This window comes from Mycobacterium sp. (assembly GCF_052143115.1).
In the GTDB taxonomy this organism is placed as follows: Bacteria; Actinomycetota; Actinomycetes; order Mycobacteriales; family Mycobacteriaceae; genus Mycobacterium.
This window is the reverse complement of record NZ_JBKQTQ010000114.1, coordinates 1-19,250: the sequence shown is the minus strand read 5'-3', so window position 1 is coordinate 19,250 and position 19,250 is coordinate 1. Positions and strand designations below refer to the sequence as shown.

Here is a 19,250-nt window from a genome sequence, read left to right as displayed (position 1 = left end):
TCATCATTCATCCAGTCGGTCTCGGAATACCGAACGGTTTTCAGGCGTTGGCGCGAAAGTCAGCACAGGCATCTGCCAGAGGGAAGGCGATAACCATGACCACCAAGAACGATCTATTCCTGATCACCGGCGCTACCGGCAAGACCGGTGCACACACCGTCCGCCTATTGCGTGAACGAGGGCTTCGCGTCCGCGCATTCGTGCACGCGTTGGATGACCGCGCGCACCAGCTAGCGGAGCAAGGCGCCGAAATCGTCCAGGGCGACCTGCTCGACTTTCCCGCCGTCAGCGCTGCGATGCCCGGCGTCACCGCGGCCTACTTCAATTACCCGATTGTCCCGGGTTTGATCGAGGCGACGGTGAACTTCGCTCAGGCCGCTAGTGAGGCCGGTGTGCACGCGGTCGTGAACATGTCGCAAATCTCGGCGCGACGTGAAGCCAAAAGCAATGCCGCACGGCAGCATTGGATCGCCGAGCAGCTCTTGGATCGCACCGCGCTCGTCACCACACATCTGCGACCCACCTTCTTCATGGAATGGCTGAACGGGTTCTGGGTCCGCACCGACAGCCAAGAAGGCATCTATCGGCTGCCCCTGGCCGACGTTCGCCACGCCCCCATCGCCGCGGCCGATCAAGCCAACGTCATTGCAGCGATTCTGCAGAACCCCGACCCGCATGACCGCCAGGTCTATCCGCTGTTCGGCGCCGAGGAGCTCGATTGGTACGCCATCGCCGCGAAAGTCGGTGACACTTTGGGCATTCCGGTAATGTTGAATCCTGGAGGTATGCCCGTGACCGGTACCGAAACCGCGACACGAACGGCCCCGACCGACGGCGGGCTGCGCGTGGAACACCCGGCCGAGGGCGTACGGGTACTAGTCCTCGATCGCCGGGAGCACCGCAACTCACTCGACCTCGAGGTCTTAGCCCGACTGGCCCACGAATTGGCGCTGATAAGAACCGATTCCGCTGCAAGGTCGGTGATTCTCACCGGCGCGAACGGTGCGTTCAGTTCGGGCGCAGACTTCGCTTCGATCGAGTACCTTTCACAGCTGCCCGAAGCCGAAGTGGCCGAATTGCTGGCCCGGCACATGCGGGTCGTCGACATGCTCTGGGCATTGCCGCAGCCGACGATCGCCGCCATCGACGGCCCCGCGGTCGGTGCCGCTATGTCGTTGGCGCTGGCCTGCGACATCCGGGTGGGATCCCCGACGATGGCCCTGTTCCCGTCGTTCATCAGAATGGGCCTCTTGCCTGATATGGGTGCGAGCTGGTTGCTGCCGCGCCTGATCGGCGAAGGCGCGGCATTGGAGTTACTGCTCGCCGGGCGACCGGTCGACGCCGAGCGCGCGCTGCGGATAGGGCTTGTGCACAAGCTCAGTGACGATGCGTTGGCCACGGCGCTCGATCTCGGCACGACGTTTGCCGCGCGCCCCGCCGCGGCGGTGGTGGCGACCAAACGACTGCTGCGTGGGGCTGCCGACGGTGACCTCGCGCGGGCGGTCGACCTCGAAGCAGGCGCCCAAGCGGCAGCGAGTCACGGCAGCGAGTTCGCCGACATGTTCGCAACATGGCGGGCCACCCGGATCGCCGACTGATGGCCGGAGTGCGATGTGGGCACTTCTTCCGAGACTACGAAGACGTCCGCACCCGTGCCGGCGCAGTGGCGAACGGGCTTGCCGCCCTTGATGTCACGGCCGGTGACCGAGTCGCCATTTACCTGCACAACGACATCGCGTTCATCGAAGCGAGTATTGGTAGCGGCATGCTGGGTGCTGTACCGGTGCCAGTGAACTGGCACTGGAAAGGGGCCGAGCTCGTCTACCTGCTCGACGACAGTGATAGCAAAGTGATCTTCGCCCACACCGGCCTCATCTCCACCGCCGAGGCGGTAGCGGGCGATCGGGTGCTCATCGAAGTCACCCAGGAATCGGAACGGCCGACCGGAAGGCATCCGGTCTACGAGAAGTGGTTGGCGGCGCAGAGCAAGTGGTCCGAATCGCCCCGCCAGGCGCCGATGTCGATGGTGTACACCTCCGGGACGACGGGCAGACCAAAGGGTGTGGTCCGCGCGGCATCCACCCCCGCGCAGGCCCAAGCCATTGCGGGGCTGGTGTTCTCGACATTCGGGCTGACGCTGGGGATGCGAACTCTGGTCGCGGCGCCGATGTATCACAGCGCACCCAACGTCCACGCGCTCGTCAGTGCCGCCGCCGGAATCGATCTGACGATCATGGCGAGCTTCGACGCCGAAGAACTGCTACGACTGATCGAAGAACACCACATCGATCACTTTCAAGCTGTCCCAACGATGTTCGTCCGGTTGCTACAACTACCCGATCAGGTCCGGATGAAATACGACGTCTCCTCGCTCAAGTCGGTCGTGCATGCCGCGGCGCCATGCCCACCAGAAGTAAAACGACGCATCATCGACTGGTTCGGGCCGATCGTCGGTGAGTACTACGGCGGCACCGAAACTGGCGCCTGCGTGTCTTGCGACAGCGCCCAGTGGCTCGCGCACCCCGGCACCGTCGGACGACCGATCGGGGAGGCCGACGTCAGGATCTACTCCGAGAACGGAGACCTGCTGCCAGAAGGCGAATCTGGGCGGATCCACCTGCGCCCACCGTCGGCCTGGCCGGACTTCACCTACCACGGCAATCCGGACAAACGGGCTGCGATGGAGAACGACGGATACCTCGACATCGGCGACATCGGCTACCTCGATCACGACGGCTTCCTCTACCTCAACGACCGCAGCACGGACATGATCATCTCGGGCGGAGTGAACATCTACCCGGCTGAAATCGAGGCGTGCCTGCTCGAACTCGACGGCGTACGTGACGCCGCCGTGTTCGGAATTCCAGACGAGGACTTCGGCGAATCGATCGCCGCGCACATCGAGGCGACCGGCCTGACCGAAGACGTTGTGCGCGACCATGTCCGGACGAACCTAGCCGGCTACAAAGTGCCCAAAGTGGTCGTGTTCGACAACGACCTGCCCCGCGAAGACACCGGAAAACTGATGAAGCGCAAGATCCGCGCGCGATACTGGCCGGCGGGCGGTGACGGATCGATCGTTCTCGCCGAAAGCGCGGGTTGCCGCCCTTAAGGTCGCCGGTGGGGAGCGGCCAGCGCACGGCCGCCGCTGGCGCTAGACTCACTCCCGCGTCGTCGCGATCCGCGATGGCTCGACGTTATCGGCTCGCCCGAACAGGCTTATTAGCGACGAGTACAACATGACATCCCGCCACGCAGACCCGAAGGCAGCTTCTTCAGTGCGCGATCCGGTGGCCCCCAGTCGTCGACGACCTGCCCCAAGGTCTCGCCGACACCGTCGCCGAACTCATTGGGAAGCCACGCGCCCGTGGCTGGATCCACCTCTGCTCGGCGGTGATCGCCACCGTGGGCGGATTAGCATTGGTGCCGGTTGCGGGGATCACGTCGTCGCAGAAAGCTGTCCTTGCGACCCTGATCTACACCGTCACCATTGTCGCAATGTTCAGCGTCAGCGCCATCTATCACCGCAAGCACTGGCACAATCCGGTGGCCTTGAAGTGGATGAAGCGGCTCGACCACTCGGCGATCTTCGTCTTCATCGCCGGCAGTTACACTCCCTTCGCGCTCTTGGCGATGCCGCCGCGCACCGGCGCCGAAGTGCTGGCCATCGTGTGGACGGGCGCAATAGCCGGCGTGGCACTCAAGATGTGGTGGCCCTCGGCCCCGCGATGGGTCGGCGTGCCGCTGTACCTCCTACTCGGCTGGGTGGCGATCTGCTTCGCCGGCAGCCTGCTCGACGGCAGGGGTTCGATCGTCGTCGGCCTGCTCGTCCTCGGCGGGATCCTCTACAACGTCGGCGCCATCCTCTACGACCTTCGCTGGCCGAACCCGTGGCCGCATACATTCGGCTATCACGAGTTTTTTCACGCCCTCACCGCAGCTGCGGCGGTGAGTCACTACGCTGCCGCGTGGTTCGTCGTCCTATAACGTCCGCCGCGACCACAACGATTCTCTAGGAGCAGAAAATGATCGACTACGAACTGGATGCAGCGCATTCCATCCTGCACACCGTCACTCGCACATGAATGCGCGTAGGTCCTTTAGCCTCGACGGCCGGCGCTTCGATGGACGTCAAAACACGAAGAAGGCCCAACGGCTTTCTATGTAAGGACCAAAGCCTCACGACGGGCGGCGCGACGCGACATAGCGTCCTCCTTAACGAAAGGAAATCAAAATGTCCTCAACAACAAAGCATTACGGCATCATCGTCGGCGTCGACGGATCGCCCGCATCTGATGCCGCTGTTAGGTGGGCCGCGCACGACGCTGTCATGCGCGGCGTACCACTCACCTTGATGCACGTGCAAGATCCCGCAGCTCGGACATGGTCGCCGGCCAAGGTGCTAAAAGAGGTGGCGGGGTGGCAGGAAGCTGAGGGTCGCGGCATTCTCGCAAACGCATCGAAGATCGCCCATGACATCGCGAACGATACTTCGCAGATAACAATCAATGGCGAATTGCAGTTTTCGGCCCCCGGCCCGACGCTCGTCGACCGGTCCGAAGATGCGGAACTGATCGTCGTCGGCACCGATGGGCGCGGAGCTTTGGCTCGCGGTTTGCTCGGCTCGGTCAGTTCTGGACTGGTGCGGCACGCCCGTTGCCCCGTGGCGGTCATCCATGACGGAGAACCACGGATGCCACACCCCAGCGAGGCTCCTGTTCTCGTGGGAGTGGACGGTTCATCAGCTTCAGAGCTCGCTACTGAGATCGCGTTTGACGAAGCGTCGCGTCGCCGCGTCGGCCTGATAGCACTGCATGCGTGGAGTAACAAAGAGCTCGTCGAAGTTCCGGGTGTGAACTGGCCGGCGGTAAAGGCAGAAGAAGAGCGTCTTATGAGCGGGGCGCTAGCGGGTTGGCAGGAACGCTATCCCGACGTGACTGTGAGCAAGCTCCTCGTTTGTGATCGCCCAGCCCGCGCGCTCGTCGAAACATCGCAATCCGCACAGCTTGTCGTAGTTGGAAGTCACGGCCGGAATGCCCTAACCCGCACGTTCTTGGGGTCGGTCAGCAACGCAGTCGTTCAATCCGTCCGTGTGCCGGTGATCGTGGCGCGGCCGGATTAGAGGCACCATGACGAAACAAGAGCCCACGATCGCCACTTCGCCGCTTCAGCCCTCGACCACAACGATTGTCAGGAGCAAACCATGATCGAATACAACCTGGATACCGCCCATTCCATCCTTCTAGTGCATCCCAAGTCCGCACTCGACAAAAACGACTTCGCTGACTTGACCAAGGCGGTTGACCCCCAGATCGAGGCAACGGGCGATCTTGCCGGCCTCATCATCGACGCCCCGGCATTCCCGGGTTGGGACAGTTTCGGGACGATGGTCACTCACCTTCGTTTCGTCCAAGACCATCACAAGCGCGTCAAGAAAGTCGCGCTCGTCACCGACTCGCACATCGGGGATGTCGCCGAGCGTCTGGCATCGCACTTCGTATCAGCGAAGATTCGTCATTTTCCTGGTGGGCAGATCGAGCAAGCACGACAGTGGATTATCAACGGCGCCTGATGCATTGACCCGCAAGCATCGACGGTAGCTTCCCTACCGGCAGCGCCACCCTCGAATGGTCGAATAGCTCCATGGGAGCTAAGCATCTCAAATCTGAAATTACGGTTGCCATCTCGACGGGCGACCAGCCTCAAATGGAGGTATTGCAATGAGTTCTTCACGAGAGTCGCAGCACAGCACACACATGTTTGCTCGGGTGTTTGGCCCATTCTTTGTCATCTCTTGTGTTACCGCTGTGGTGCGCGCCTCAGACATGCGGGCACTGGCTTCAGACCTGCCGTAGTTGTCGCAGGCGGCGTGACCGGCAGCGATCAACTGGCCGGGGTGTTCATTTCCCTGCCAGGTTTGAAACGCCGCGTGTTCATGTCGAGGGTCTTCGATGAGCAAGATGAGCAAGATGCATGCGCATCGCGGGATCAGGAGGCGTTGATGTTCCTCCGCAACATGAAGATCACCATCGGGGTGGCCATTGTTGCAGCGAGTCTGACCGGGTGTGGAAGCACCAGTGGCGGGGGGGCCGCCGGCGGCGCCCAGCAGGTCATAGGCGGCCAGATCTGTGGTCAACGGGCGGCTGCCAAACCTGGCTACCCCAGGACGATCCCGAAGATCGACGGCGGCGCGACTAGTTTGTCGGGTGCCGGGTCGACGTTCGTGGCGCCGGTCATGTCGGTGTGGACCAAAGACTACTCACAGTCAGATGGGGTCCAGGTCGCCTATCAGCCGATCGGCTCCGGCGGCGCTGTGCAGCAGATCATCGCCGGCACGGTTGACTTCGGAGCATCCGATACCCCGATGAAGGACAGCGAGCTGAAAGCCGCGAAATTCGGCCCGATCATGCACATCCCGTTGACGCTCGGCGCCGTCGTGCCCACCTACAACGTCAAGGGCGTCCAAACCGGCCTGAAGTTCGACGGTGACACGTTGGGCAAGATCTTCGCCGGCAAGATCACCAAATGGAACGACCCGGCGCTGGTCGCGCTGAATCCGGGCGCGAATCTTCCCGACCAGCCGATCGCGGTGGCCCACCGCTCGGACGGCTCGGGCACCACCGCGGTGTGGACGGACTTTCTGACCAAGGAAAGCCCGACCTGGGTGCAAACCCTCGGCGGCTCCGATAGGAGCTTCGGCAAGGACATCGCCTGGCCAGTCGGCATCGGCGGTAAGGGCAATGAGGGCGTTTCCGGGGTGATCAACCAGACCGACGGAAGCATCGGCTACGTCGAGTTGGCCTACGTGTTGGCGCAGAACCTCACTTACGGCGTCGTGAAAAACAAGACCGGCAACTTCATCCAGCCCTGTGTCGCCACCATCACCGCCGGCACCCAAGGCATCGCTTACCCGCCCGACCTGCGGGTAAGCCTGACCGACGGGTCCGATCCCCACGCCTACCCAATCACCGGCACCGTCTACGCGCTGGTGTATCAGAACCAGACCGACCCGGCGAAGGCAAAGGCGCTGGTCAACTTCTTCTCCTGGACCTTATCCAACGGTCAGGACGATGCTGCCAGCGTCAACTACGCTCCGCTGAGCAAGGATTTGCAGGGTTTGGCCATGGGCATGGTTCAAAAGATCACCCTCAACGGCGGCCCGGTCGGAAAATGATCCGGGCTGCGCCAAAGGGGAAGTTTTGACGGCGGAAGTCCTGGCCCCGCCGGACACGTCGGAGCCATCGTCGGACGGCCGGTTCACCGATGGGCTGTTCGCACGGCTGATGGCCACCGCGGCGCTGACCGTGATTGCGGTCTTGGTGGCAACGGCGGTGTTCCTTCTGATCAGGGCGTGGCCGGCTCTGTCGCACTACGGGCCGCTGAGTTTTTTTCACGCTCGCTGGGCGCCATCGGAGTCGGCGGTCACCTCATCCAAGCCGAATCCTTACGGGATCCTGCAGTTCATCTACGGGACCGTGGTGACCTCGCTGGTCGCGATGGTGATCACGGTGCCGGTCGCGATCGCGGTGGCCCTCTACATCACCAATCTGTCGCCAGCGGTGCTCCGCCGACCGTTTTCGTCGTTGGTCGACCTGCTCGCGGCGATCCCAAGCGTGGTCTACGGCTTTTGGGGGGTGTTCGCGCTGATCCCCGCGCTGGGGCCGATCGGTCGCGGGTTGACGTCGGTGTCGGGAATCCCGGTGATCGGCTGGTTGTTTCAGGGCCCATTTTTCGGATATTCCGTGTTCGCGGCCGGCGTGGTCCTCGCGATCATGGTGCTGCCCATTGTCACCGCGATTTGTCGGGAAGTCTTCGACACCGCACCGGTCGCCGAAAAGGAAGGCGCGCTGGCGTTCGGCGCGACCAAATGGGAGATGCTGCGCCTCGCGGTGTTGCCCCGATCGCGTTCCGGGATCGTCGGTGCCGCGATCCTGGGTCTAGGCCGTGCGTTCGGCGAAACAATCGCGGTGACCATGCTGATCGGCAACAACGTGTTGACCATCCCACACGGGATTATGCGCGCGGGATCCACCATGCCGAGCGTCATCGCCAATGAGTTCACCGAAGCCAACCAGCCTTTCCATCTGGATTCACTGTTCGTGGTCGCCTTCGGGTTGCTGTTGTTGTCATTGCTCGTCAACATTATCGGCAAGCGCATCGTCGGCCGGGTCTCGGAGCACATCGCGTGAGCACGACGATCGACGAGGAACCACTCGAGGAACTGTCCGAGGTCGACGGGTTCCCCGGGGAGCGCCGCCGCCAAATCACCAACCTGTTTATGCACGCCGTGCTGCTCCTCGTCATGATCGCCACCGTCGCCGTGCTGGCCTGGGTGCTCGTCTACGTCGCCGGACAAGGGCTGAAGTACCTGGGCCCGGAGTTCCTCACCCAGACCCCGCCCGGCAATCCCAGCCAAGCCGGCGGCGGATTCGTCAACGGCATCATCGGAAGCCTCATCATCACCGGCATCGCGACGCTGCTGTCGATGCCCGTCGGTATCGCGGCAGCGATCTACCTCGTCGAATACGGCGGCCAACTGGCCCGGGTGACACGCTTTCTCACGGACATCCTGGTCGGCGTGCCAACGATCGTCACCGGCGCACTGGTCTACGCGATGTGGGTGGTGTTCTTCGGGTTCTCCGGCATCGCCGGAGGAATCGCCCTCGGACTCGTCATGCTGCCGCTGGTGATCCGCTCGACCGAGGAGATGCTGCGACTTGTGCCCCGCGAACTGCGTGAAGCCTCGTTCGCGCTGGGCGCCACCAAGGCGGGCACCATTATGTCAATCGTGCTTCCCACCGCCAGCTCAGGAATCATCACCGGGATCATGCTCGCGTTTGCCCGCGCCATGGGAGAAACAGCGCCACTGCTGCTGACTGCGCTCGGCAACGACCTGTTCATCGAACTCAACCCGACCAAGCGCATGTCGACACTGTCCTTGCAGATCTTCAACAACGCCATAACCGGGTACAAGGCCGCCCAAGCCCGTGCCTGGGCGGGAGCACTCACTCTGGTGGCGTTGGTCCTGCTGTTCACCGTGGCGGCCCGATGGATCGCCAGCCGGACGAGCGTCGGTGGTGGACGTGTCACCGAACCTAGAGCATGAGGACTCGGCCAACTTACTGCGACGACGCAGGTCTGCTGGCCGGGTCTGAAAGCGAATGACACCACAGGAGGATCCCGTGACACGGGACATCAACGTGACAACAGATGGCGCGGCAATCGGGCGTACCCAGCACGCGGCCCCGCCGGCACCCCAAACGACGGAGCCGGTGACGGACAGCGACCTTCGGCTGCGCAGGGGCGCAAAGCGGCTGGAGGTGCGGGATCTCAATATCTACTACGGCTCCTTCAAGGCGGTGGCCGACCTCAACATGACGGTCCATCCGCGCAGTGTCACCGCGTTGATTGGACCATCCGGGTGCGGCAAGTCGACTGTTCTGCGGGCCTTCAACCGTCTGCACGAGACCGCCCCGGGGGGGCGGGTGGAAGGATCGGTGTTGCTCGACCGCTGTGACATCTACGGCAAGCAGATCAGCGCGGTTGCTGTGCGCCGCATCGTCGGGATGGTGTTCCAGCGACCGAACCCCTTTCCCACCATGTCGATTCGCGACAATGTGGTCGCCGGATTGAAACTGCAAGGGACACACAAGAAGAACGACCTCGACGAGTTCGCCGAACGTTCGTTGCGCGGGGCGAACCTGTGGAACGAGGTGAAAGATCGGCTGGGCACGCCCGCCGAGGGCCTATCCGGTGGCCAGCAGCAGCGGCTCTGCATCGCCCGTGCGATCGCTGTCTCGCCCGACGTACTGCTGATGGACGAACCCTGTTCCGCGCTTGACCCCATCTCGACGCTGGCAATCGAGGATCTGATCGCAGAGCTCAAGGAGCAGTACACGATCGTCATCGTTACCCACAACATGCAGCAGGCTGCTCGCGTCAGCGATCAGACCGCGTTCTTCAACCTGGAGGCGACCGGCAAGCCTGGACGGCTGGTCGAAATCAACAACACCGAGAAGATCTTCTCCAAGCCTGACCAGAAGGCCACCGAGGACTACATTTCCGGCCGGTTCGGCTGACCACTCGGCGTCGGCGGCAACATGCCAGCGGGCTTCCCCGGTATCCCCGGCATGAAGTTGAACGAAGAACCCAACGGACGCAAGTCGATCGCGGCGTGGCTGCTGTCGGCACACCTCGGAGGTCGCGCTGGAAAGCTTGCTACGCCAATGGGACGACCTGGCCGAGTGGCTGGGTGAGGAACTCGAGAATCTGAAGACCTCTGACGAAGTTGAGCGTGCCGCGGCACCGATCTGGACGATGACGAGCGGGATGTACGGCAGCACCGCATGCGCGATGTTGCCGATCAGGCTGACAGTGGTTGCGCCGATCAAGAGGCCCAGAAAAAGCGGACCGCCCGACGGTGGTTCTGTCGGGTGATCTCGGTCAGGGTGGTCATCGTGCCTCCCCCTTGGACGTCGTCAGCTCGTGCTCGACGGTCCGGCCGTTAATGGTGATGATCAGCCGTGCAGATGCACCGAGCGCCGTAAGGTACGCACTCAGAGTCGACAGCAGCATGTCGGATTGACGCTCGATTCTGCTGATCTGGCCCTGACTCGCGTTCAGTGCAGCAGCCAGTTGCACCTGGGTCACGCCAGCGGTGTGACGGATGGAAGAGAGGTCGACGACGACTACAATACTACTCTAATGCTATATAGCATTCAAGCTATATCAGGACAGGTTGCCGCTCGACAGTCAGCGAGGGATCGCTAACTCGTGTCGAGTCTCCTCGGCAGATTGGCAAGCATTAAACCCGATGTCGTATACCGACAACCGGTCGTCGATCCTAAGATGGCCCGATCCGGAGGTAACTCGACATGGTCAGCACAACAACGGGTTACGACGTCATCGTGGTGGGATTGGGCGGTATGGGTCGAATCGGTTCGCACTACTGTCCCTGTCCTCCAACCTGAACGGCGAGGAGCCCACTGTCGGAGATGTGACCGGCGCTCGGGTTGTGCCGGGCGGATCTCGTGACTAGCGCCGGACCCGGCTGCTTCGCCGCGATCTTTCGCGCACACGGCCCGCGAAGTAGCGTACCGACGTGAGAGTTTTGCTCGTTGAGGACGAGCCACGATTGTCGGCGACCCTGTCTAGGGGGTTGAAGGCCGAGGGCTTCGTCGTCGTCGCCGTCGGCACAGGCGTCGAGGGCCTACACGAGGCAATCGAGAACAGCTTCGACGTCGTGGTTCTCGACATCATGCTTCCTGGCCACAGCGGATATGAGGTGCTGCGGCGGATGCGGGCCCACGAAGTATGGACACCGGTGCTCATGCTGACTGCCAAAGATGGTGAGTACGACGAGACCGATGCGTTCGACCTCGGAGCGGATGACTATCTGACGAAACCGTTTTCGTTTCGGGTCCTCGTAGCGCGCATGCAAGCGCTGGTCCGTCGCGGCGCACCAGAGCGCCCTGTGGTGTTGACCGCCGGATCGCTGTCACTGGATCCCACTCGACATACGGTCCAACGCGGTTCGACCCCAATCACTCTGACTCCCCGTGAGTATGGGCTGCTCGAGTTTTTGATGCGTAATAAAGACATGGTGGCGACGAAAGCGGAGATATTGCGCAACGTATGGGATGCGCACTATCAGGGTCCTGACAATGTTGTCGAGGTATATGTGGGATATCTGCGGCGCAAGATCGACGTTCCCTTCGGTACCAACACCATTGAGACAATCCGAGGCGTCGGCTACCGATTGGTTTGTTGAGGCAACACCACGATTAGCGTGGTTCCGCCGCCGCTGCGGTCGTCGATAGTGACTGTGCCGCCGTGCGCGGCCGCGACCTCGGCGACGATCGATAAGCCCAGGCCGGTCCCTCCGCCACTGCGGGCGCGGTCTGGGTCTAGGCGCACGAACCGTTCGAAAACCCGGGCTCGGTCGGCTGGGGCGATGCCTGGCCCGTCATCACTGACGGTGAGTATGACGTTGCCGTCTCGGCTGCCAACGTGGATGTCGACACGCGATTTGGCGTGGTGGACAGCGTTATCCACGAGATTGCGGATCATCCGCGAGACCGCAGCCCGGTCACCGATCAAACGCGCCGGAAGGGTTGCGGTGTCGATCGTGCAGCCGTCGCGCCGCACACGAGCAGCCTCCAGTTCGGCGAGTTCGTCGAGCGGCACCTCCTCGTTGCGCATCAGCAGGCTTTGTTCATCGGCGCGGGCCAGCAAGAGCAAATCCTCGATCAGCGCCCGCATGCGGTGCGCCTCGGGAAGCAGGGTGTCGACGGCCAATTCCGCATCAAGCAGTTCCGGATGCGCCTCGGCGACTTCCAAACCGGAGATGATGGTCGACAGCGGGCTGCGCAGTTCGTGAGAGGCGTCGCTGAGGAACCGCTGTTGCGCTCGGTGGCCGGCTTCGAGGCGCGCCAGCATTTCGTTCATGGTGACTGCCAGGGCTGAAATTTCGTCACGACCCGTAGGCACGGGTACCCGCTCGGCCAAATAGGAGGTTGAGATTTCAGCCACCCTGCTGCGGATTGCGTCCACCGATTGCAGTGACCGGCGAACGAGCCGGTAGCTGGCGGCTGCTGCTACCCCGATGATGATCGGGGCGCCGCCAGCCACCAGCAGCGCAACGGTCCGCACAGTCGCCTCGACCGCCTCGCTACCTCCGCCGACAAGCACTGTGTACTGACCGGACGCGGCGTTGACCTTCTGACCGCTCACGCGCAGGTCGTCATTAAGCACCGCATCGTCTGGCATGCCGCGTCGCAAGTTGAAGTCAAACTCGTTGATGGGTATCAGAGGCGTCGCAGGTGCGGACCCGGCCCGCTTCACCACCCTGCCGTCAGGGGCTATCAATTGGATTGCGACCACGCGCTGATTGGTGGTAAGAAGCGCGCTGTCGAGATCGTCGGGAGAATCCGAATGCAGGGCGTCAACAATGGTGCGAACTCTGCCCGCGGTGGCGTCGTCGACACCCGCTAACAACGACCGGTACAGGATCAGGCAAAAGGTCGCGCCCGCGAGCGCAAGAGCGACCAGGACGACCACTGCTGAGACCGCGGCTGAGCGAGCGGAGATACCCAAACTGGGCAGGCGCATCAGACGCGCGAGCTCACTCCGCCCCAGCGGCCGGGAAGACACCCACATAGTCTGATCCTGCAGGGCCGAAGCCGGCTGAGAACGGCGAAGCTGACCGCCTTATCCGCGCTGGGCACTCGGCCCGATGCCTTTCTCAGCGGCTTCTCAGCGACCCGCTCATACCCTGGCGCTCCCATGTTGACGGACCGAATTCACCGCATTGTGGAAGCGGTTCCTTAATGCGCAACCGAGTGGCGGATCTATGACCCAGATTGCTTGGAGCAGAAGCACTTAACGGCGATCCGGGTTGCGAGCAAAGGGAGGGATGTTGAGCTACCACATCGATGCGGCCCCCCGGTCCATGGCGCGCCGACCGCCTCTGATTTCCGCGGCGCCGGACGTTTCGCCGAGTCCGAGGCCAGTGTTCTGAGCAAGCCGCGGTTGCGCGGATGCATCCATCTTTATTGCGCCTACGCGGCGCTGGTAGCCGGTTCGGCGTTGGTCGCGGTGTCGTGGGCTGTGGCATCGACGCGAGCTGGGCACGCGACGTTGGCCTACACGCTGGCCATCGTGGCGATGTTTACCGCAAGCGCCACTTATCTTCGTGTCAGTTGGGGTTCGACGGCTGCCAGGAACTGGATGAGGCGGCTGGACCACTCGATGATCTTTGTGTTCATCGCTGGCACCCATACGCCGTTCGCCAGGCTGGACATGCCACCGTCGACTGGGCATCAGGTGTTAGCGATCGTGTGGGGCGGGGCGCTGGCCGGAGTTGCGTTGACGCTATTCTGGCCCGACGCCCCGCGCTGGCTGGGCGTGGCGCTCTATTTGCTGCTTGGTTGGGTGGCGGTTTCGTATACAGGGACGATCCTGCATAACGCGGGCGTCGCCGCCGCGGTACTGCTCGCGGTCGGCGGCGCACTTTACAGCCTTGGTGCGGTGTTTTACGCACTACGCTGGCCCGACCCGTGGCCTGCGACCTTCGGCTATCACGAGATATTTCACGCGTTTACCGCACTCGCGGCGATTTGCCACTTCGTGGCGGTCTGCGTCGCAGTGTTCTAAGACAGCAGTTTCTCAGCGGCTTCTCAGCGGCCGCCTCATAAGCTGGCGACGCCATGTTTACAGCGGTTCGCCTCGCCCTCCGGGCAACCAGGTCGTGGAAACGCCTGCGTTGGCCAGTGTTTCGTGACGGTGACACTTGCCGTCGCGTGGGGCGTAATAGCGATTGGGGTCGTCTGGTACGGGGAGGCCCTTGATGAAGATCGCGTCCGTCGTCGCCCGGCAAGTGCTGGACTGCAAGGCCCGGCCGTTGTTAGAGGTCGAAATCACCACTGACACAGGCCATGTCGGCTGTGGCGCAGCGCCGACGGGTACTTCGGTCGGCGAGCACGAGGCGTTCGTCCTGCGTGATGGAGACCGGTCAGAATACAACGGGCTGAGCGTGCACCAGGCCGTCTCCGCCGTGACCGACGAAATCGCTCCCGTTCTTGTCGGCGCCGAACTCGACGACCCGCGGTCCCTAGACCGGGTCATGATCGAGCTCGACGGCACACCCGACAAGCACCGGCTTGGCGGAAACGCGATCTACTCCACCTCGATCGCGCTGTTGCGCGCGGCGTCCGCGGCGGCGGGCATACCCACCTATGCCTACGTCGGTGCACTACTGGGACTCAAACCGCCGACCACGGTGCCGGCGCCCAGCTTCAACATGATCAACGGTGGCCGCTACGGGGATACCTTCCAGACGTTCAACGAGTTCCTCGTCGTGCCCTATCGCGCCGACTCCATCGAGTCGGCGGTCGAAAAGGGTGTGAGTCTGTTCGGCGTGCTGGGCGAGGTGCTTGCGCGACGGCTTGGCCGCGCGCCGCTGATCGCATCCTCGTACGGGTACGTCGCTCCGTCCAGCGACCCGCGCGTCGTCATGGAGGTGCTCGCCGAGGCAATCGAGCGCGCCGGCTGTGCCGACATCATGGCGTTTGCACTGGACTGTGCGTCTAGCGAGGTGTACGACAAAAGCGCGCAAACCTACGCTTTCAACGGCGAGCGGGTCACCGCGGAGGCTCTGATCGATTACGCACGGGCACTGTCGGAGGACTTCCCGATGGTGTTCATCGAGGACCTGCTGAACGGGGATGACTGGGACGGGTTCACCAAAGCGGTGCAGACCATCGACCGCTCAATCATCCTCGGCGACGATCTGATCGTCACCAACCGAGACCGCCTGGAAAGGGCCGTCAATATCTCAGCCGTTGACGGCTTCATCCTCAAGCCCAATCAGGTCGGGACAATCGCCGAGGCACTGGACTGCTTCGAATACGCGTCGCAGAACGCCATTCTGACGATCCCGTCCGGCCGGTCCGGCGGTGTCATCGACGATGTCGTGATGGACCTGGCGGTGGGACTAGGCGCGCCGTTCCAGAAGAACGGCGCGCCGCGGTCGGGCGAGCGCATCGAGAAACTCAACTTCCTATTGCGCGCGGCCGAACGCATCCCCAATTGCGCGCTCGCAGACGTGCCGGCACTGGTGCGGTTCTGAAAGCTGTCGGCCGCTAGCCGCCCAACAGCAGCGCTGCCGCCAAGGCGGCCGCGCACACCGCCGACGCGATCGAAAGTGCCATCCAGTCAGCACGTTTCGGCTTCGACGGGGCCGCCGAGATCTGACCGGTGCCGCCGCGGGCGATGATCGCATCGCCCATCTCGTCGGCCCGTCGCAGTGTCACGGTGATAACCGCAACAATCAGGTCGATCACGTCTGCCGCCAATTGGCCTGAGACGGGCCCTGCGGGTGGGCGGTTTCTCTTTGGGGGCCGCAACCGGCGAGCGGCGTAGAGCACCCGGAACTCGTCGATCAGCATCGGGAAGGTGCGCAGTGCGAGCGCCAATGCGACAGACCAGTCGTCGACCGGGACGCGCAATGGTCGCAGTCGGCGACCCAAAGTGGCGACCGCGGGCGCGATTTCGGCGACGTTGGTCGTCCACGACACCAGCGCGCCCATCCCGAGCAACACGACCGACAGCGCGGTGAAACGCAGGAATTCCAATAGGCCCCCGAGACCGAGCGTGACCGTGCCCACCTGGATCTGCGGACTGCCGCCGGCCAATGTCGCAGTGATACCGACGATGGCCAGCATGATCCACAGCCAGCGCGGCGGCGACGGCAGCACGCCTCGGGGAATATGGGCGACCCGCGCTCCCGCCAGCACCAGCGCGGCCACAAGTCCGATCGCCATCCATCCCGGGCACAATGTCAACAACATCGAAATGCCAAAGGCTACAAGCAGTTTGGTGCCTGCCCACAGCTCGTGGATGACGGAGCGCCCGGGCACGGGGCGCAGCAGCACAACGGGTCGACGTGGGCGGCGGGTCGGGTGCTGCGTCGGCGGGGGCGCCGTCAGCTCACTTACCTGGGCCGCGAACGGCGCCGGTTCCAGCAGACCGTCGCGCAGGTGCAGAGTGCGCGGGCACAGCTCCTCCAGCCCGGCGAAGTCATGCGAAATGACCACAACGGTCAGACCGGTGTCACGGCGCCGGTCCGCGAGCAGCCGCACAAGACCGCGCTGGCTGGCGGCGTCTAGCCCCGCGAGCGGCTCATCGAGTATCAATACCCGCGGCGACCGCGCGAGCAATCCGGCCAGGACCACGCGGCGCATCTGGCCGCCGCTGAGCTGGTCGATGGGCCGCTTCGCCAGCGCGGCATCCAGGCCGACAGCGGCGAGCGCTGCGGTCACTCGGGCGTGATCGTCAGGCGAAAAGCCGCCCGCCGAGGACACTTCCAGGTCGACACGGCTGCGCATCAACTGCAACCGGGCCGCCTGGAATTGGAGCGCGACCGCCCCGACCTGCTCGGAGGCGAGCCGCTCGTCAAGCAGACAAGTGCCGGTGGTGGGTACCGTCAACCCGGCCATAATCCACGCCAGCGTCGACTTACCGGAGCCGTTGCCACCGTGGATCAGAAGCCCGTCGCCCTCATGCACCACGAAGCTGATATCGCGGAGCGCGGTCTGCGCCCAGGGGGTGCCACTCCCGTATTCGTGGCCGACGCCTGCGAGTTTGAGCACCGGCGCGTGAGAGTGGTGTCCTGCCGTGACCGTCGGCGCGGGCGGGGGCGCGGTCTCGACCATGGCGGTGTTATCCAGCGAGTCGCTGAGATTGATTGTGCGGTCGGCGTAATCAGCCTCGCTGTTGTGGTGGGTGATGTGCACCAGCGCGGTTTGGTGATGGTCGGTGAGACCGGACAGCACGGCCAGCAGTGCGTCCCGGCCCTGCTCGTCGACCATGCTGGTGACCTCGTCGGCAATGAGCAGCGACGGCTCCCGCGCCAGCGCAGCGGCCACGGCGAGGCGCTGCAGTTCCCCGCCGGACAGGCCGCCGGTGTCGCGTTCGGCGAGGCCGACCAGCCCGACTTCACTGAGTAATCGGTTGACATCGGTGGTCTTGCCGGGAGGCAGTCCCCACACCACGTCGTCGGCTACCCGCGTGCCCAGCACCTGGCTTTCCGGGTGCTGCATGATGACGGCGGTACCACCGAGTTGACCGAGACCCACCGCACCCAGGCGTTCGACCGTGCCCGAGGTCGGTTCGCGGCCGGCCAGGATCAGCATCAGCGTGGTCTTCCCGGAGCCGTTGGCACCGGTGACCGCAACGTGTTCGGCTGGCCGCACATCCAGGCTGACCGCACGCAGGGCGTCGTGGTCGGTGTGCGGGTACCGCAGGCGCACCTCGTCCAGCCGCACCGGGACCGGCTGGATCGGCCCGGTGCCGGCCGACGCGTCCAGTTTGTGCACATCGGGAATGCCGCCGAGCCGCTCCAGCACGCGCGAGAGCGCCCACCAACCGATCAGCGACGCGCCCATGATGGCGACGACGGCGAATCCGAGGGCGAGCCACTGCCAGTAATCCAATGCTCCGGCCAAGATCCGCTTGACCTCCTGCGCGACCGCCTGAAGGTGCGGCACCCGCCCCAGGACTGTCGCGACTCCGTCCACGGCGGCGGTGATCGCGTGGAACAACAGCTGCCGAAGCCGCGCCAGGACCGTCAACGCGACGACCACCGCGGCACCGACGACAACACCGGCGCCAAAGGATGCCGCGGTGACGGTCGGCGGGCCGAGACCGCGGCGTTTCACGATGCCGGCCAGGCCGCCGACATAGGCGCAGAGCGCGACCGCCCCGAAGCCGCTCAAGCCGACTACGAGGAAGCCGATCACAGCGGCTGCGACCGTCGCGGTGATCAGAACGCGGATCCGATAGCGGTAGGCCAGCAGCCCCATCGGCACGGCGCCCAGCATTCCCAGCCCACCTGCGTGTGGGAGGACGACCGCAATGATCGCAATCGCCGCGCACAGTGCACCCATCACCGATGCATGCGCCAGTTCGCTCGGCTGTAGTGACCGAGCCTGACCAACGCCGCTCGCCAGTGACGTGCGACAGTCGTCGGCTTCATCCTGCGGAAGCCCCCGAATCATTTTGCTGCGCCACCCAATCGAGCCCACGACCCGCGAGTCCTGCAGGCGAAGCGGCCCGTCCTACACATGGGAGCCAAGCGTATGAATGGGGTGTTGAGAAGTCGCTGAGAAAGTCGCTGACCTCGATGTCCACCGCGTCACGCAATATCCGGCTGCCGTGTTCTCAGCAGATCCGCAGCTCTACAGAATCAGATCATGCAAGGGCTGACATGCATGGATTCTCGTGGAGCTAAGGGGACTCGAACCCCGAAACTTTCCTGCAGAAATAGGCTCTGAGTTGCGATGAATGTTCGATGGCGTTGTTACGCCACCTCTCGGTGTCCTGCGGATATGCGTCGGCGTGTTACGCGACGTAACGGTGCTGGCGACTACACCATCATCGCTAAGTTATGAGCTATGTGCCGGGAGTTCTTCCTTGCTCGCCTAGACTCAAAAGTCCAGGTCAACCCGGTTGAAGTGTCCGGCGGGTTGCAGCACATCGCACTGATTCGGGGCGGTTTCACGGTGTTTTGTGGCTCTTCGCAAATGAGCGTGCAGCGGTGGTTGGCAGATATCCGCGGTGGGGGTTCGTGTCGTTGAGCTGAGGTGGGGCCTCGGTGGGTGACGATTCAGGTTCCTACACGCCGCTTCACCAACACCACCGAGGTGACCCTTGCCCGAGGTTACTGCCTGCCCGCCGTCTGTTGTTGCCGA

General features: G+C 63.5%; 16 protein-coding genes. 13 read left to right on the top strand and 3 right to left on the bottom strand.

The annotated features are described in order from the left end of the window. Positions 1-95: 95 nt before the first annotated feature. From ACLQI9_RS12325 to ACLQI9_RS12280, 10 genes are all read left to right on the top strand, one after another. On the top strand, positions 96-1,598 hold the full coding sequence (locus tag ACLQI9_RS12325) for an enoyl-CoA hydratase-related protein (protein ID WP_442384218.1): 1,503 nt from the start codon (positions 96-98) through the stop codon (positions 1,596-1,598). Further along, a complete protein-coding gene (locus ACLQI9_RS12320; RefSeq protein WP_442384216.1) occupies positions 1,571-3,112 on the top strand; it encodes an AMP-binding protein in 1,542 nt (513 codons plus the stop codon). The genes ACLQI9_RS12325 and ACLQI9_RS12320 overlap by 28 nt, the downstream gene beginning before the upstream one ends. Before the next feature lie 173 nt (positions 3,113-3,285). After that, positions 3,286-3,987 (top strand): PAQR family membrane homeostasis protein TrhA, encoded by a 702-nt coding sequence (gene trhA / locus ACLQI9_RS12315; protein ID WP_442391714.1) that lies wholly within the window; start codon positions 3,286-3,288, stop codon positions 3,985-3,987. A 247-nt stretch (positions 3,988-4,234) separates the two neighbouring features. Further along, positions 4,235-5,122, top strand: coding sequence for a universal stress protein (locus ACLQI9_RS12310; protein ID WP_442384212.1), 888 nt, complete (start codon positions 4,235-4,237; stop codon positions 5,120-5,122). 81 nt (positions 5,123-5,203) lie between these two features. Continuing rightward, complete coding sequence (locus ACLQI9_RS12305; protein ID WP_442384210.1) at positions 5,204-5,572, top strand: STAS/SEC14 domain-containing protein; 369 nt, start codon at positions 5,204-5,206, stop codon at positions 5,570-5,572. A gap of 297 nt (positions 5,573-5,869) precedes the next feature. Further along, on the top strand, positions 5,870-7,174 hold the full coding sequence (gene pstS / locus ACLQI9_RS12300; protein WP_442384208.1) for a phosphate ABC transporter substrate-binding protein PstS: 1,305 nt from the start codon (positions 5,870-5,872) through the stop codon (positions 7,172-7,174). Positions 7,175-7,199: 25 nt separating this feature from the next. Next, positions 7,200-8,189, top strand: coding sequence for a phosphate ABC transporter permease subunit PstC (gene pstC / locus ACLQI9_RS12295; protein WP_442384207.1), 990 nt, complete (start codon positions 7,200-7,202; stop codon positions 8,187-8,189). Continuing rightward, positions 8,186-9,106, top strand: a complete 921-nt coding sequence (gene pstA / locus ACLQI9_RS12290; RefSeq protein ID WP_442384205.1) for a phosphate ABC transporter permease PstA — start codon at positions 8,186-8,188, stop codon at positions 9,104-9,106. The genes pstC and pstA overlap by 4 nt, the downstream gene beginning before the upstream one ends. Before the next feature lie 187 nt (positions 9,107-9,293). Beyond that, positions 9,294-10,079, top strand: coding sequence for a phosphate ABC transporter ATP-binding protein PstB (pstB, locus tag ACLQI9_RS12285; protein WP_442384246.1), 786 nt, complete (start codon positions 9,294-9,296; stop codon positions 10,077-10,079). 136 nt (positions 10,080-10,215) lie between these two features. Beyond that, a complete protein-coding gene (locus ACLQI9_RS12280; protein ID WP_324443161.1) occupies positions 10,216-10,437 on the top strand; it encodes a hypothetical protein in 222 nt (73 codons plus the stop codon). A 15-nt stretch (positions 10,438-10,452) separates the two neighbouring features. Here the strand turns inward: ACLQI9_RS12280 and ACLQI9_RS12275 are convergent, their stop codons facing one another. Next, positions 10,453-10,668 carry a helix-turn-helix domain-containing protein gene (locus tag ACLQI9_RS12275; RefSeq protein WP_442384244.1) on the bottom strand — a complete coding sequence of 72 codons (216 nt, stop codon included), beginning with the start codon at positions 10,666-10,668 and terminating at the stop codon, positions 10,453-10,455. A 433-nt stretch (positions 10,669-11,101) separates the two neighbouring features. Here ACLQI9_RS12275 and ACLQI9_RS12270 point away from each other — a divergent pair, with 433 nt between their 5' ends. Then, positions 11,102-11,770, top strand: a complete 669-nt coding sequence (locus tag ACLQI9_RS12270; RefSeq protein ID WP_442384202.1) for a response regulator transcription factor — start codon at positions 11,102-11,104, stop codon at positions 11,768-11,770. On the opposite strand, the gene ACLQI9_RS12265 is transcribed toward ACLQI9_RS12270, so the two are convergent. Beyond that, on the bottom strand, positions 11,752-13,110 hold the full coding sequence (locus tag ACLQI9_RS12265; protein WP_442384200.1) for a HAMP domain-containing sensor histidine kinase: 1,359 nt from the start codon (positions 13,108-13,110) through the stop codon (positions 11,752-11,754). The two genes, ACLQI9_RS12270 and ACLQI9_RS12265, sit on opposite strands and share 19 nt — an antisense overlap. Positions 13,111-13,389: 279 nt before the next feature. Between ACLQI9_RS12265 and trhA (ACLQI9_RS12260) the strand changes: the two genes are divergently transcribed. Then, positions 13,390-14,154, top strand: coding sequence for a PAQR family membrane homeostasis protein TrhA (gene trhA, locus ACLQI9_RS12260; RefSeq protein ID WP_442384242.1), 765 nt, complete (start codon positions 13,390-13,392; stop codon positions 14,152-14,154). Between the two features lie 190 nt (positions 14,155-14,344). Continuing rightward, positions 14,345-15,628 (top strand): phosphopyruvate hydratase, encoded by a 1,284-nt coding sequence (eno, locus tag ACLQI9_RS12255; RefSeq protein ID WP_442384199.1) that lies wholly within the window; start codon positions 14,345-14,347, stop codon positions 15,626-15,628. A gap of 13 nt (positions 15,629-15,641) precedes the next feature. On the opposite strand, the gene ACLQI9_RS12250 is transcribed toward eno, so the two are convergent. Further along, positions 15,642-18,446: an ATP-binding cassette domain-containing protein gene (locus tag ACLQI9_RS12250; RefSeq protein WP_442391710.1), complete on the bottom strand. Its 2,805-nt coding sequence runs from the start codon at positions 18,444-18,446 to the stop codon at positions 15,642-15,644. Between the last annotated feature and the right edge of the window lie 804 nt (positions 18,447-19,250).

Coding starts and splice junctions, on each gene's coding strand:
- ACLQI9_RS12325 (WP_442384218.1), top strand. CDS start 96: ATGACCACCAAGAACGATCTATTCCTGATCACCGGCGCTACCGGCAAG.
- ACLQI9_RS12320 (WP_442384216.1), top strand. CDS start 1,571: ATGGCGGGCCACCCGGATCGCCGACTGATGGCCGGAGTGCGATGTGGG.
- ACLQI9_RS12305 (WP_442384210.1), top strand. CDS start 5,204: ATGATCGAATACAACCTGGATACCGCCCATTCCATCCTTCTAGTGCAT.
- ACLQI9_RS12250 (WP_442391710.1), bottom strand. CDS start 18,446: ATGGGTGCACTGTGCGCGGCGATTGCGATCATTGCGGTCGTCCTCCCA.
- ACLQI9_RS12310 (WP_442384212.1), top strand. CDS start 4,235: ATGTCCTCAACAACAAAGCATTACGGCATCATCGTCGGCGTCGACGGA.
- ACLQI9_RS12265 (WP_442384200.1), bottom strand. CDS start 13,110: ATGCGCCTGCCCAGTTTGGGTATCTCCGCTCGCTCAGCCGCGGTCTCA.